The organism is Cyanobium sp. NIVA-CYA 375, from assembly GCF_056108345.1.
The window spans coordinates 1-13075 of the sequence record NZ_JBSYHW010000068.1 but is presented as its reverse complement, the minus strand read 5'-3'; the positions used below and the strand labels follow the sequence as shown (position 1 = coordinate 13075).

At 64.8% G+C, this 13075-nt stretch carries 18 protein-coding genes; 10 read left to right on the top strand and 8 right to left on the bottom strand.

The features are described 5' to 3' along the window. On the top strand, nt 1-477 hold a 477-nt coding region (locus tag AC01FP_RS13775; RefSeq protein ID WP_474481011.1), incomplete at its 5' end, for a hypothetical protein. Nucleotides 478-557: 80 nt separating this feature from the next. Here the strand turns inward: AC01FP_RS13775 and AC01FP_RS13770 are convergent. The 8 genes from AC01FP_RS13770 to AC01FP_RS13735 all read right to left on the bottom strand — a co-directional run bounded on the left by AC01FP_RS13770 (nt 558) and on the right by AC01FP_RS13735 (nt 8092). Then, nucleotides 558-1169 carry a sigma-70 family RNA polymerase sigma factor gene (locus AC01FP_RS13770; protein ID WP_474481010.1) on the bottom strand — a complete coding sequence of 204 codons (612 nt, stop codon included), beginning with the start codon at nt 1167-1169 and terminating at the stop codon, nt 558-560. An 86-nt stretch (nt 1170-1255) separates the two neighbouring features. After that, a complete protein-coding gene (locus AC01FP_RS13765; protein WP_474481008.1) occupies nt 1256-2917 on the bottom strand; it encodes a phage terminase large subunit family protein in 1662 nt (553 codons plus the stop codon). Next, a complete protein-coding gene (locus AC01FP_RS13760) occupies nt 2914-3465 on the bottom strand; it encodes a hypothetical protein (RefSeq protein ID WP_474481006.1) in 552 nt (183 codons plus the stop codon). Before AC01FP_RS13760 ends, AC01FP_RS13765 begins: the two co-directional genes overlap by 4 nt. Continuing rightward, nucleotides 3462-3821 carry a hypothetical protein gene (locus AC01FP_RS13755; RefSeq protein ID WP_474481005.1) on the bottom strand — a complete coding sequence of 120 codons (360 nt, stop codon included), beginning with the start codon at nt 3819-3821 and terminating at the stop codon, nt 3462-3464. The genes AC01FP_RS13760 and AC01FP_RS13755 overlap by 4 nt, the downstream gene beginning before the upstream one ends. 3 nt (nt 3822-3824) lie before the next feature. Next, a complete protein-coding gene (locus tag AC01FP_RS13750) occupies nt 3825-4223 on the bottom strand; it encodes a hypothetical protein (protein WP_474481003.1) in 399 nt (132 codons plus the stop codon). A 45-nt stretch (nt 4224-4268) separates the two neighbouring features. Next, nucleotides 4269-4979, bottom strand: a complete 711-nt coding sequence (locus AC01FP_RS13745) for a hypothetical protein (RefSeq protein WP_474481002.1) — start codon at nt 4977-4979, stop codon at nt 4269-4271. 391 nt (nt 4980-5370) lie between these two features. Continuing rightward, entirely contained in the window at nt 5371-7884 is a 2514-nt protein-coding gene (locus AC01FP_RS13740) for an AAA family ATPase (RefSeq protein ID WP_474481001.1), read from the bottom strand. Continuing rightward, a complete protein-coding gene (locus AC01FP_RS13735) occupies nt 7871-8092 on the bottom strand; it encodes a hypothetical protein (protein WP_474481000.1) in 222 nt (73 codons plus the stop codon). Before AC01FP_RS13735 ends, AC01FP_RS13740 begins: the two co-directional genes overlap by 14 nt. Nucleotides 8093-8192: 100 nt before the next feature. Here AC01FP_RS13735 and AC01FP_RS13730 point away from each other — a divergent pair, with 100 nt between their 5' ends. From AC01FP_RS13730 to AC01FP_RS13690, 9 genes are all read left to right on the top strand, one after another. Then, a complete protein-coding gene (locus AC01FP_RS13730) occupies nt 8193-8486 on the top strand; it encodes a hypothetical protein (protein WP_474480999.1) in 294 nt (97 codons plus the stop codon). A gap of 32 nt (nt 8487-8518) precedes the next feature. Then, nucleotides 8519-8938, top strand: a complete 420-nt coding sequence (locus AC01FP_RS13725; protein ID WP_474480998.1) for a hypothetical protein — start codon at nt 8519-8521, stop codon at nt 8936-8938. Between the two features lie 61 nt (nt 8939-8999). After that, on the top strand, nt 9000-9683 hold the full coding sequence (locus tag AC01FP_RS13720; RefSeq protein WP_474480997.1) for a helix-turn-helix domain-containing protein: 684 nt from the start codon (nt 9000-9002) through the stop codon (nt 9681-9683). Between the two features lie 118 nt (nt 9684-9801). Further along, nucleotides 9802-10569 (top strand): hypothetical protein, encoded by a 768-nt coding sequence (locus tag AC01FP_RS13715; protein WP_474480995.1) that lies wholly within the window; start codon nt 9802-9804, stop codon nt 10567-10569. Then, entirely contained in the window at nt 10566-10805 is a 240-nt protein-coding gene (locus AC01FP_RS13710; protein WP_474480994.1) for a hypothetical protein, read from the top strand. The genes AC01FP_RS13715 and AC01FP_RS13710 overlap by 4 nt, the downstream gene beginning before the upstream one ends. After that, on the top strand, nt 10795-11448 hold the full coding sequence (locus AC01FP_RS13705; protein WP_474480992.1) for a hypothetical protein: 654 nt from the start codon (nt 10795-10797) through the stop codon (nt 11446-11448). The genes AC01FP_RS13710 and AC01FP_RS13705 overlap by 11 nt, the downstream gene beginning before the upstream one ends. After that, the gene (locus AC01FP_RS13700; protein ID WP_474480991.1) at nt 11448-11723 is read left to right on the top strand and encodes a hypothetical protein; all 276 of its coding nucleotides are present in this window, start codon (nt 11448-11450) and stop codon (nt 11721-11723) included. The genes AC01FP_RS13705 and AC01FP_RS13700 overlap by 1 nt, the downstream gene beginning before the upstream one ends. Next, complete coding sequence (locus AC01FP_RS13695) at nt 11720-12478, top strand: BRO family protein (RefSeq protein WP_474480990.1); 759 nt, start codon at nt 11720-11722, stop codon at nt 12476-12478. Before AC01FP_RS13700 ends, AC01FP_RS13695 begins: the two co-directional genes overlap by 4 nt. Then, the gene (locus AC01FP_RS13690) at nt 12463-12711 is read left to right on the top strand and encodes a helix-turn-helix domain-containing protein (protein ID WP_474480989.1); all 249 of its coding nucleotides are present in this window, start codon (nt 12463-12465) and stop codon (nt 12709-12711) included. Before AC01FP_RS13695 ends, AC01FP_RS13690 begins: the two co-directional genes overlap by 16 nt. Nucleotides 12712-13075 lie beyond the last annotated feature (364 nt).

Sequence of the window (13075 nt, the reverse complement as noted above, 5' to 3'; positions counted from 1 at the left end):
CCGCACTGCGATCAGCCCAGGTATCTGGCGCTGGAGCAGCTGACAGACCGCCGGGCCATTGGCGGCGTCTTCTATCATCGACTACTGGCGAAGATTTTGCGCGGCCAAATAGAAGGGGAAGTCTCTAATACAGATGAGTACGAAGAGATTGTTGGAATAGTTGATGATCTTTCGTATCGCGAAGTCCAGATTATAGCAATACTGCATAAAAAGGAGCAGGATAATCCGATCGCAGGCAATGAGAATGATCTCCAGCGAGCGATGCGGATCTGGCCAGGGTTTGAGCAAGAAGTCCGCCTTGCATTAGGAATAGATCCTGAACTGTTGCGATCTTTACTTGTTAGGATTCAAAGGTCTGGTTGTTATGAAGAGTTTACTGGCTCATTTGCTAGCTACACAGGTGGAAGAGGTAACACAACTCCATTGTATCTGAAAATTATGAATGCTGCTGTCACTACTGCTGATAAGACTGCCTAACAGGCCCCTCGAGTGGACAGGCCACCACGATCGTCTGCCTCGCTGCCCCAAGCTCCTTGCCTGCCACTCAGGGGAGGCGTTCAATCAACAGGAAATGCAACTACCCGCACTGAGCAAGCATCAACGATCTGAATCCACTGCTCGCGGCTGATCCCTAATCGCTCCAGCATCTCGCCCACTCCTACTCCTGAGGTCAGCAATCGTTGCCCCCGCGCATGAAGCTCCCGCCACGTCGGCGGCACCTTCAGCAGGAAGCCATTGTCCCGCAGGAAGTGCGTGATTTCCCCATTGTCGTAAGTGCGCCCGTAGGGCCGAAATGGCCCCCGTGAAGGGTCGTAGCGCCGTGCTGCCTTGATCAGCCCAATCATCGCCAGCTGCAGCAAGTCCTCCTTGGGGTGAACAGTGCGCCGAGCGAAGTTGCCAGCGATCTTCTCCGCCAGATCCATGTGCTCCAGCGCCAGGGCATCAGCCGCGGCGTGAGGCCGCAATGGCCGCTGTCGCCGGGGTCTGCAGCGCGTCGGCGGCTGACACTTGGGCCTCGGCGGGTGATGCACCGGTGCCTGCAAGTTGATCTCCAACTGCTCGGCCCGGGCATGGCACATCGGCTGGCGGTAACGCTGTTGCTTGAGCATCTGAGCTGCCCCAGCAGCATCACCCACCAGCACGACTGTGAGCGGCAGCACCAGTTGCACAGCAGCCGGAGTTGGCACTGTTGGCGCCTGGCTCTCACGAGGAGATGGCGTGGAACATTTTCGCACCGCGGACACCAGCGGCCCCCTCACCGACTCACCAGCAGTGGGGTCACCACCGGCTGGATGCCTTGGGCTTTCCAGTAGCGGCCCTCTAGCCACAGGGCACCGTGGCAGAAGGCGTCCACCAGATCCTTGCTGCCCTTGGGAAAGCGGATTGCCTCCTCCACCAAGGGCTGGGCGCGGTGGTGAAAACGAATTTGACCTGCCTCCACCAGGGGGGCGACGGCATGGGCGCGGGTTTCCTTGCTGCCGCGCGCCGTGATCGGCAGCATCCCCGGCACGCGGCGCCGGAGGGTTTGCAGCACGGCTGGGCCGTTGGCTGCATCTTCTATGAGAACGGCATTGGGCCGCAGGCCCTGCTGCTCCAGCGCCTGCAGGCAGCCCAGCAGGAAGCGGATCACCTCCGGCAGGCCAAAGCGATGTCGGGCGGCCCACAGCACCTCCATCTCCAAGGCGGTGCTGTGGGGCGGCCCCTCGTGTTCGCCTGTGCGCAAGTTGAGCGATCTCGGTGGTGGTGCAAGTAGCCCCGCCAGGCAGAAGCCGCAGTAGTCGCTCTCTGCCTCCCCCTTGAAGCTCAGGTCACAGGAGAGGGCCAGCAGGGCGTATTGCCGCTGGCGGCCAGCTTTAGCTCCTGTCTCCTCCCGCGGAAAGGGCGGCCTGATCCAGTTGCGCAGGAAGATTGATCCCGACGCCGGACTGGGCCGCTGCTGATACAGCGCCGCCCACCAGTAAGCACCGAGGCGGGCGCGGATTTTGACCAGCTCGCTCAGCGGGAAGCGCTCGGGGCAGAGGGCCTCGCCCCTCTGGCGCCAGTCGGGTATCAAGATGCAGGTAGGCGGCAGCTTGGGGCGTTCGGCCGGCTCTTCTGCAACAGCGGGTAGATCCAGCACGGTCCACTGCTGGGGGGCCTCGCCGAGTTCCTGCTCGTACAACCAGCCGATCACGTCCTGGTGGTCCCAGCGGGTCAGCACCACCACTTGGGCTGAGAGGTTTGGCTGCTCGCTGCCGTCTGGTCCCAGCACCATGGCCGGTTCAGCCCGGGTGAGCCAAACCGAGCGCAGCCAGTCGATCAACTTCTGCCGCAGCGCCGGACTGGCCGCATCACCTGGGCCCTTGTAAGGGTCATCGATGATCCCCAGGCTGTAGCCCTTACCCGTGAACGGGCCATCGACACCAGCGGCGATGCAGCCACCGCGCTGACGGGTGAGCCAGTTGCCCACCGCTGCCGAGTCGCGGGCCAGCAGGTGGCCGGTCACCCGGTAGAAGTGGCGCGCTTCTCTGGAGTGGGCGTAGGCCAGTTCGGCTGAGTACGAGGCAATCGCCGCAAAGAGGTGCGGGTAGCGCTGCAGGAAGTAGGCCGGAAACAGCTTGGAAACCAGGAGACTTTTGCCGAGGCGGGGAGGACAGGTGACGATCAGGCGGCTGAGCTGGCAATCGGCCACCTGCTGGAGCAAGTCGATCAGCACGTCAGCCCAGCGGTGGAAGCCGTAGCGCGGGTAGGCCTCGGCAATGAAGCTGCGCAGGCTCTGGGGTTCCGCCTGGATTGGGGTGCTGCTGGTCGGCAGGTGCAGCAGGCCGGCGTCACCCCAGGGGTCGAGCTCGCTCAGCAACAGACCACTGCTGTCTGCAGAGGCCGGTGGCGTGAGCACTGGTGGAGACATAGCGGTGGCGGTGCTGCTCCCGGTCATGCCCGTGGCTCCGGCGGCTTGATCGGTGCGCGCAGCAGGCCGCCGATCTCAGCGATCACCCGGAAGGCGCCCACAGCAGCGTTGAACTGCTCGGCCTCCATCGCCCGGCGGGCGCATTCGTTCAAGGCAAAGATCTGCTCGGCCTGGTGGCGGCGCCGGTCGGTGAGCAGCTCCTGCACCATCCGCTGACGCGCCAGGGCCAGGTATTTGCTGATCGTCTTGATGTTGCTGATTCCCCAGTTCTGGGCTGCTTTTTCCCTGATCACAGCCAAAGGCAGCCGCTGGGCGATCCACAGCTGGGCCTCAGCTATGCGCGTCTCCACCTCCATATGGCTGGCGCGGGGTTTGTGGCTCTGGCTGCGGCGGCCCCTGGGCGGATTGCCCTTTCCCACCGGCCGGCTGGGATCCACAGCTGCCCAGAGCGGCTGACCATCGGCGTCCTGCTGGGGAGCCGCCTGGCGCAGCTCATCGAGCAACACCAGATCAGCATCCACCGCCTCCGCCATGCCTTGAGCGGTGGTGCCAGCAGTAGAGGCTGGGTGGCTCACAGCAACCCCTCTCGCAGGATCAACCGCAGGTACGTGGCCCACTGCTCGGGAGTAAGCACCACCCGCCAGGTGCCACCGCGGAAGCGCACCAAGGTTGCGGCGAATGGTTCACCGGCATGGTCCGCCTGCCGAGAGGCCTCAGCTGGCTTGATGCGTGCGGCAGCAGCGACATTGGCCCAGCTGGCTACCTGGATCACGTGACCCGGCACGCCGTCGAGGTCGCCGGTGTCACCGCCAGCACTGGTGGTGCGGCCAGCGCCCAGCTTGCGGCGCACCGTCAGGGCCAGGAGAGCGCTGAGCAGTTCGGCCGCTTCTCGCTCGGCCCCATCCCCCTTGCGCTTCTGGGGATTGGCCATCGCTCAACCCCGCGCCGCCTTGATGGTCCAGAACGCCTTGCCCTGCTTTTCAATGGCGGCACCGGTTGCAACAGCCAGGCGCTGGGCCTCCTTGAGGGCCTGCTCTTGCTGTTGCAGCGGCTCGGGGTAGGCGTAGCTGGTGCGCCCGGCGGACCAGGAGAAGCTGCAGCCGTTGTGAGAGAAAACGGCATCGAGGTCGCCAATTTCCAGAGCACCGCTGAGCTGCTCCAGCAGCGGGGAGAGCTCGGCCTCGATGCTTTTTTGCTGCAGCTTGAGGGCGGTGATGCGATCGAGCAGCGCATCGAGCGCAACGCCGGCCAGGGGAGCAGAGCTGGTGGTGCTGGCAGGCATCAACCGTTCCAACTGGGAGAGGAGAGCGAGCAGAAAAACTGCTTCTGCCAAAATATAGCGGCTCGATAGTCCGAATAAACAAGTTCGGATAGTGCCTCACCAAGGCCGCATACGGCTCACGTATCCCGCCCATGCCGCTGCCCAGGCCGCCAGGCATTCCTCGCGGGAATACAGCGGCGAGAAACGGGTATCCCCGGGCCGGGCCCAGATCGTCTGGCCCGCGTCGTAGTTCACCCCCCAGGTTGCTTCTAGGGCCATGTAGCCGCCCAGCTGGGCGCGGGTGCAGTAACTACTGGAGTTCGGCGCCGAAAGCGTTTTGAGGTCGGCAAGTACTCGTAGGCCGCTGGCGTGCTGGATGTAGCCGGTGTCGTAGGTGCCGGCCAGGTTGCGGATCAGGCAGCAGGTGGGCCGCTCCGAGGCGATCACCGTCACCTCCTGCCAATGGGGGTGGGCCAGCAACGGCTCGATCCAGTCGCCGTAGTCAGAGGCCCGCAGATCCTGCAGGTGCTGGCTGGCCTGGTGGCGAGGCTGGGGCAGGGGATGAAAGCGGGCCTTGAGCAGGGACTCCAGGGCCTGGTGAACGGTGTGACCGCGGGGTTCCCACTGGTGGCGGGTGGCCTCGATGCGGGCCATCGCCAAGGCGCTCTTGCTAGAGCCGACCACACCGGTGACCGACACCGCGAACAAGTGATCCCCCAGCCAGTAGCGGTGCTCCGGGTCGGTGCGCCGGAGGCCTGGGATCGGTGGCAGCCAGTCGCTGGAAGCACCGATGGCAGAGCTGGTTGCGGTGAGAGGACACCTGATCACCACAGCCTCACATGAAACACTAAATTCGTTCTTTTCTTTGTATTCTCTTCTGGCGCAGTGGATCTGGGGTGGTCTGGGCGCGGCGCATTCTTTCGATTCTTGGACATTCTTTGGCCCCCAGGAGGCCACAGACCAAGCCCCTGAAAGAACACAAAGAATGGCCAAGAAATCACACCCCAAAAATCACTGAGACCGCCTGCAGCGCAGTGGAGGAGAAAGAAAACGATGAATTCAGCCCTGTTCTGGTGAGCGTCGGGATAAAAGGCGCTGCGTTGCTCAGGCCGTCGGATGGCGGCAAAGAATCGAAAGCATGCAGGGGCGATCTCACGCCGCAGAACCGGCCAGATCGGATGCAGGGCAGGGGAGTGCAAAGATTTCAAAGAAGCACCCCCTACAGATCGAACTCACGCGCCAGCCACTCCGCGCCTGCGTCGCTTAGTCCGTAGCGCAGGTAGTAGCTCTGGCCGCTGGTGCCCACCCGGGTGGCCATGACCAGGCCGTCCAGGTGGCTGAGGAAACGGCCGAGGGCGTTGTAGGTGCTCAGCGTCTCTCCCTCCAGATCCCGTTTCAGGCGCGCTTCTGCAGGCGCTGCGCCGATCGCCTGAACCAGCTCCAGCAGTCCCACACCAGCAAGTCCATTGGCATGCAGTGCCTGTAGGTAACGCAGGGCCTCCTGCTGCTTCTCATTCGCTTTACGGACCCGCTGGCTGGCGCGATCAAGATCGCTCTCCTTCTCCTGCTGCACCTGCAGGTCGTCGTAGGTGCCGAGTCTTGAGAAGGTGCCGGTTTTGCCGTCGATGGACACCACCAGATCCGCTGGCGGGCCTGAGCGGGCCTCGCGCACCAGCCGTCGCTGTGGCGAATCCTTGATCAGCCGATTGCCCTTGGCCAGGTAGTGCATGGTCAAGATCGTGTTGGCCGCCCCGGCGATGGCGTTATGGCCCGAGAGGGCCTCGGTGCCGGTGGTGTCGTTGGCCTTGTTGCAGTGGTGGATGAGTAGCAGGGTGCCGCCGGCGTCGGTGACCTGGTGCTTGAGGTCGTAGATCAGCGAGCCCATCTCCGGGTCGTTCTCGCCAAAGAAACAGCTGCGGGTGATTGAGCGCAGCGAATCGAGGATCAGCACCGCGCCAGGGTGTTCGGCCAGGCATACCAGCAGGGCATCAAGGTTGGCCTCGGTGACCCTGAACCGGCGTGACCACAGCAGCAACGGGTGATCCCAGATCCCCAGCTGCTGCAGCATTTGGGCGGTGTCGCCATCGCCCTGGTCGTCAGTCACCAAGATCACCGGCCGCGGAACTTCCGGTCCCCCGAAGCCGAGAAAGTCCTCAGCGCAGAGCAGGCAGCGGGCGAGGGCATGCACCAGCCGGGTCTTACCCACCTTGGCCCGCCCTCCAATGATCGTCAGATCGGCCCGGGGGATGCAGAGCGGAATCTCCCACTGCACCGCCGGTGGGGGCATGGCAGCCCGTTCGTCTTCCGTGAGGGGCTGGAAGCGGTTGCCGTTGCGCAGATCGAGGGCCTCGAGGGTCAGCTGGCTGATCTCTTGCAACCGCAGGGCGGTCTTGAGTTGCAGAGCGGCGTGGGCCTCCCGCACGCGGGCACTGCGGCGCAGGCTGTTGCGCTCGCGAGCCACCAGGGAGCGGATGCAGTGCTCCAGGGCGTCGAAGCGTCGATTAAATGGCAGGTGCACCTTTCCCCAACGCACCCGGCTGTCCGGCCGAGGCGAGAAGCGCTGCTGGCCGGGGGCCTGGCCAGACCACGTGGCGCCCTGGCTACTGCTGGTGCGGTCGCTGCTCTTGCCACCGGGATGGCGGCCGCTGGCGTCGCCCTGGTTTCGGCGGCTACCAGGAGCCTGCACTCCGGGAGGCCTGGGGGTGTGGACAGGCTCCGGCGGCAACCAGCCGTGCTGGCGGGCATGGAACCAGTAGGTGGCGGCGCTGATCTGCTCGCCGCCGGAGCTGGCCACCTGGCGGATGTCCCAGCCGCAGCTGGCTGAGGGGCTGTGGGCCTCCATCAGGGCGATCGCCAGCTCACGGTCATGGCCGGCCTGCTCGCAGGCCTGGATCAGACCCCAGAGGATGTTGCGGTAATCGGCGTAAGTGTTGCTACCCGCCACGCGCCGGGGGATGGCAGCAAGGGCGGTGCGGATTTGCTGCAGCGGTCTGGGCAACCCGAAGTCCTCGTCGTCGAGGTTCGGCAGAGGGATTCCAGTACCTGGACCCTCGTTGGGTTGCTCCAGGGAGATAGCTGGTTGCGGCGCGGGCTCTGCCGCCGGTTCGGCGAACTCATCGGGCAGCAGCGTCAGGGCGATGTCCTCCGGCACGTAGCGCTGGCCGCTGACGTGCACCAGCTCCACTGGCGCAACCGGTTGGCCACCGGCATCGATGTACCAGCAGCCGGGCAGGCGCATCACCCGTGAGGCGTCCTTGCAGTGGGGGTCACCGCCGGCGTAGGCGATCAGCTCCGCCTGCAGCGGCGCCCACTCCTGTGGCGGGATGGGCTGCTCCAGCAGCCAGTAGCAGTGGGCAGACTTGCCGCCGCTGAGCACGATCAGCGAGGGCTCGGGCAGCCCCAGCTCCTTCCAGGCATTCAGCTGCCAGTCGATCGGCCGGTCATCCCATTCCACAAAGAACGCCCGGCAGGCCGTGATCTCGCTCTTGCGGTCGCCGCCGTCGTTGATCACCAGGTAGATGCCGCGGCCTTCTCGCTGCCACTGCTCCGCCACCGCCAGCTCGAAGGGCCCTTTGCGGGCACCGATCACCGCCTTGGCGGGGTTGGCGCGATGGGGGAAGGCGCGCAGCCGGGCGCTGGCCGGGTCCTTGCCTAGCAGGGAGAGGAACTGCTTGGCGGCTGCGCAGTCGATGCAGGCCTCAGTGGGACTGGTGGCCGCTTCAGCGCTGGCCATGTTGTCCCTGACGCTTACGGGGGCTGCTGGCCAGCTCGTCGCGTTCCATGGCCTCGGCCACGATCAGGCGGATCACCGAGGAACGCGAGAGCACACCGCCGCGGGTGCGCGCATCCAGCCAGTCCCGCTGCTCAAGCGTGAACTGCACGGAGAGAGGGGTCATCATCGAGGGCATAGAAACCTCGGTATGTCGAATCAGCTTATTCATGTTGGCACAGGCTCGCTAAGCTGATCCCATTGACGAATAGGGCAGGGTCGACAGCGCAGCGGCAGATCGGGCAGCGGAGAAGGTCCGCAAGCTGGTGGCGATGACCGCCTCACCCCACCTGGAGGAGGCGCGCACCAGTGCCTTCCTGGCCTGTCGGCTGATCCGTGAGCACGGATTGCAAGTCAGCGGGCACCCTCCATCTGGAGCGTCCGCGCCAGGAGTACCGACGACAGGGGTGCCCCACAGGCAGCCCACAGCCGACCCCCATGGCTTTCGCCGCATCCGCGTCCGCCATCCCGGCCATTGCCGCTGTTGCGGCAAACCGATCGCCCTCGGGGAGTGGGCGCTCTGGTGCCGTGGCAATGGCTTGCGACATCCGCTGTGCACCCCCTGAGCCGTTGCTGCGCCGCCGAGATCCAGCAGGCCTTGCTGACCCTTCTGACGGGGGAGGCCTTCCTGGCGGAGCGGCCCTGGAGTGAAATCTGGTGGGGACGGATGCGTCTCGATCTGGCCAGCGGCTGGCAGCTGGCCATTGAAATCAAGCGCGATCAGCTCGGTGCCTTGCTGTGGGCACTTGCTCCCGATGGCCGTGATTGGGTTTACGGCTGTCAGCGGGACGACTGGAGCCTGGGGCCAGACAGCCGCATTATCGAGCCGCTGGAGCTGTTGACAGCAGCGCAACGCCTTGAGCTAGAAGGCTTGCTGCGTCAGGCCTGCTGCTGGCCGCCGCCCCTGGCTTCAAGCGATTGGCTGCTGCCGCCCGAAGGTCGCCTGTGCTCGCACCGGCAACGTATGCAGAGGCGACAGCCAAGCCAGATTCGTGCCAATCCATTGCGGCAACAATAGAGATGTGATTCCGCAACCAACATTGTCTTAGCCTCTCGCTAATGGCCAGATTTCAGCCTTGATGCCGTTTGAGTACCGGTACATCGAAGCCAAGCAGCTCGAAGCCGGTCAGCAGTTCGGGCGAATGCTGCGGCGCTGGCGGGAGCTGAACCACTGGACCCAGTACACGGCGTACAAGTGGGCCAAGGAGGCCGGCTTTGAAATGATGGCCCCGAGCACCCTCAGCGTGTTTGAAAACGGCAAGGCGCCCAAGCCCCGGCCGGAAAGCTTCTTTGCTCTCGCCGAGGTCAATCGCCGCCTGGCGGCCAAGGATTTCAACGGTGTGCGCACCGGCGACCTCAAGGAACTGATCAGCCAGGCCGAGCCGCTGCTGGATGACGCAGGGCTGATGTGGGGGCCGGCCGAGTTTTGGAGCTGCCATCTGGGTCTGCTGCCCGTGCCGAGCGCGTACCAGACGCCGGAGCTGCCGGCCCAGCCTGAGCTCGATGGGGAGGAGGCTGCTCGCCTGAGCGAGGCGTGGCGCGCCCAGCTGGTGCAGATCGCTAAGCAGAACGGCATAGGCGTAATGGATGCCCTCAGCTCAGCAGCTAAGGCGGCGCCGGCCAAGCAGCGGCAGACGTTCCAGGCCGTGCTGGCGGGGTTTGAGAGCTATGCACCAGAGCAACTGAAGGGGCTGTGGGACGGTGAGGCGTGGATGCCGCAGCGCTGGCTCCAGGACTGGGCAAGCAAGGCGAGCGCTAGCTGAACCGCTCAAAACGATGCGAATTCGGCATAACCGATAGACCCGTGTTCTGAGATACAGATTCGGATTAGCGAGTTAGTAATATCTCGTGCAAGCGGGCGCCGGTCCCGCAGTGCCTTCGATGACCACCACCCAAAGCGGGCGGATGGAGCCGACGCCAGGTCCCACAACCGCCCTTGATTTCAACCACGCCCTGCTGCAGAGCCGGGATCAGGCCCGCGCCCAGTGGGCCGACGGCCTGGCCCAGTTCCAGGCCCAGATGGCTGCCATCCACGACCCTTCATTGCCCAAGGTCGTCCAGGCCGCAGCGCCGGCCTTTGCCCTGGGCTTCTCGTTCAGCGCCCAGAAGCTGATCCATGAGGATCAGCAGCTGTTGCGGGTGAGCCTGCGGCACCGCGGCGGCGCAGAGGAATTCAGCGAAGCACTGGCACCCGAGGAGGGGAGTTGGGCTTGGCATGATCTGACGGGCTTGCTGCTGGCGGGCCTGCTGGGCATTCCTGTGACAGCAGGGATTCGTACTAACGAGCCTGAATTGCAAAAAACTGCGTTTTTAGGCAAAAGCGACTCTGCAGAAGAGCCTGCTGCTGCAGCCCCTGTGGCAGGGGTGCAGCAGAGCACAGACGACGAGTGGACCGCGGAAGCTTCAGCGGCGACGGCGGTGGCAGCGGTTGAACCTGGCCTGGAGCCACTGAGCGAGGAGGAGATCGAGACCCTGCACAAGTTCCTGGCGGCGATGCCGCCGGAGGTCCGTAAGCGGTTCACGATCGAGTTCCGCCATCACTTTCGGGTGCCCAAGGAGGCGCGGACGATCAAGGACCGCATCACCCAGCAGCGCCACAAGGCATTCATCGACGTGTTCGAGCGCGAGCTGGCGGGGGTGACGCCATGAGCGTCTGCCGCCGCGCCTATGCCAGGCCCCAGCCGCGGGCGCAGCACGGCCGCCATTACCTGTGCGTCTGCGTCCACAGCGATGTCTACCGCCAGGTGCGGCAGCTGTCGGCCGAGCACCAGCTGAGCCTCTCGGGTGCTGCCCATCACCTGCTGCGGCTTGGGGCGGGCCTGGATCCCTTGCTGCCTCTCTCTTGTTCCCCCTCCACCCAATCGAGCGACGGCCATGGCAATTGAACTCAACGACGGCAGCCGTAATGCGGCGCCGGTGATTCGGCAGCAACGCCTCGCTGAGGTGGCTTATCTGGCGATCGTGCGCCCCGAGCAGCGCGACCGGCTACGCAAAAACCAAGGCTCCGGGGCGATGGAGCCGATCCCCAACGGCAGCGACCGCCAGGGCCGGCCCAAGGTGAAGCAGGAGATGGTCGTCCATGCGATCGCCATGCCGGGCACAACGATGGAGGCCCGCATCGGTGACGAGGGCGGCGTGCCGGCAGCGGGCGATCGGGTGCGGTTGATCCTCAAGGCCAAGGGTTTTGGCGAGTGGATCGAGGCACGGCGCCAGCACCGCCGCGGGCGGCTGAATGTGGGTGATGTGCTGACGCTGGAGACCCGCTGGGCCCAGCAATACGACCAGGACGGCAATCCCAAAGGCCCCAAGATCGAAGACCAGGCGTCCGCCGATGCGGTGCCACGCAACGTCACGATCGGCTTTTACGGCCCGCTGAGCATCCGCGAGGGCACAGATCCAGCCTGGATAGAAGCAGCCGAGCAGGCCTACCGCTCCGATGAGGCGGCAGCTCGCCAGCAGCAGGCGATCCCCCTAGCCGATGCAGAGGACTACGGCGATGAGTTCGCCGATGAAGAGGTGCACTTCTGATGACACACCACGCCAATTTCCGCCTCAGCGAGAGGGAAAGGAGTCCCAAGCTGCCGGCCTTCTGCCGGACCCGCCAGCGAAGCAACACCACCGTGGGGGTGAGCAGCCTGCAGCAGCTGCAGTGGTTGCTGTGGCTGCTGCTGGCGCTGCAACTGAGCACGATCTTGCTGCTGCTCTCCGGCCCGGTGCCAGCTCCCCGGAGACCGCAGGCAGGAGCGACCTTCGCGGCCACTGGCGCAGCTGGCGCCACTCTCCTCTCGCCTTCTCAGCCATGAGCAGCACGACCGCTCTGATGCCCTATTCCTTTGAGGGGCACCGCATTCGGGTGAGCACCGATGAGCACGGTGAGGCCTGGTTCGCCGCCGCTGATGTCGCAGCCGCCCTTGGCCAGCAGCCGATCGCCAGGGACCTGGCCAACCTGCGAGAGGAGGAGCACTGCCTCCATTCCCAGGAGGGCCCCGGCAGCGAGGGCTGCACCCTGGCCCTGATCAGTGAAGGCGGCCTGCTGAGGCTTCTGCTGCTGGGCAAAAGCCAGACGGCCTGGCGAATGCGGCGCTGGCTCACCCATGAGCTGCTGCCCGCCATCGCGCGGAGTCAGCAAGGCATGACGGCACACGGAGCCAAGAGCATCGAGGCAATCCGCAGGCAGACCGCGACAGAGGTGCTGCTTCAGGCCGACGAGATCATCGACCTCACCGGCGTGCCGCAGGCCGAGGCCTTGCTGAGCGTCCTAGAGGAAATCCAAGGCAACAGCGGCTCCGCCGGCACTGAGGTGCAGCAACGCGCGAGGCAACGCGCAGGGGCGACCTGGTTAAGGGCCGAGCAACTGGCAGAGCGGCTCGATCGCAACCTCCGCAGCATGAACCAACAGCTAGCCGCCGCCGGCTTTCAGCTGCGCAACGACGATGACGACTGGCAGCTCACGGAAACCGGTCGCGACTGGGCCGTCACCAGACCGCTCTGCAGCAAAGAAGGGCAGCGTCTGGAAATCCTCTGGGATCCAGCGGTACTGCCATGGCTGAACCGATGAGTGCGACAGCCAGCACAGGCCGACATCGGGCCTGGTTCACTACGGCTGAGGTGTGTGAGTGGCTTGGGATCAGCCGTGAGACCCTGCGGCAGCTGCGGCTACGGGGCGTTCTGCAGCCCGGCAAACACTTCCGCCGCTGGGGCTGCACCCAGGGGAAAGGCCCCCTGCAGTGGCACCTAGAGAACGTGGAAGCCACCATCACTGGCTGGAGCCGGCGCCACTTGCGGCAGTAACAGCGTCCTGGCCCCGCTGGATCAGCCGGGCGCTGGCATGAACCCGATTACGCCCTCCTTCCGCGTCTGCGTGGTCGGAGTGGGTGATCGGGTTGTTGGTTTGGCCCTGATTCTGCGGGCGCCGTGACACCAGGTCCAGCGCCAGCATTTGCTCCAGATTTGCTCACCTGTGCGCTGTAAGCAGGCCAGAAAGGAGCTCTTGGGCCGATCTCGAGCAGGGCAGCGGTCCGCAGAACCAACAGGACCCGGTGGGCCCACCCCTGAGCCAACTTCCCAATCAGGTACTTAAAAAGGGTAACTGTTCAGGGGGGAGAAAGCTCCGTGGCAGTTCCGCTCTTGACAGACCTCTGAAAACAGCTTGGAT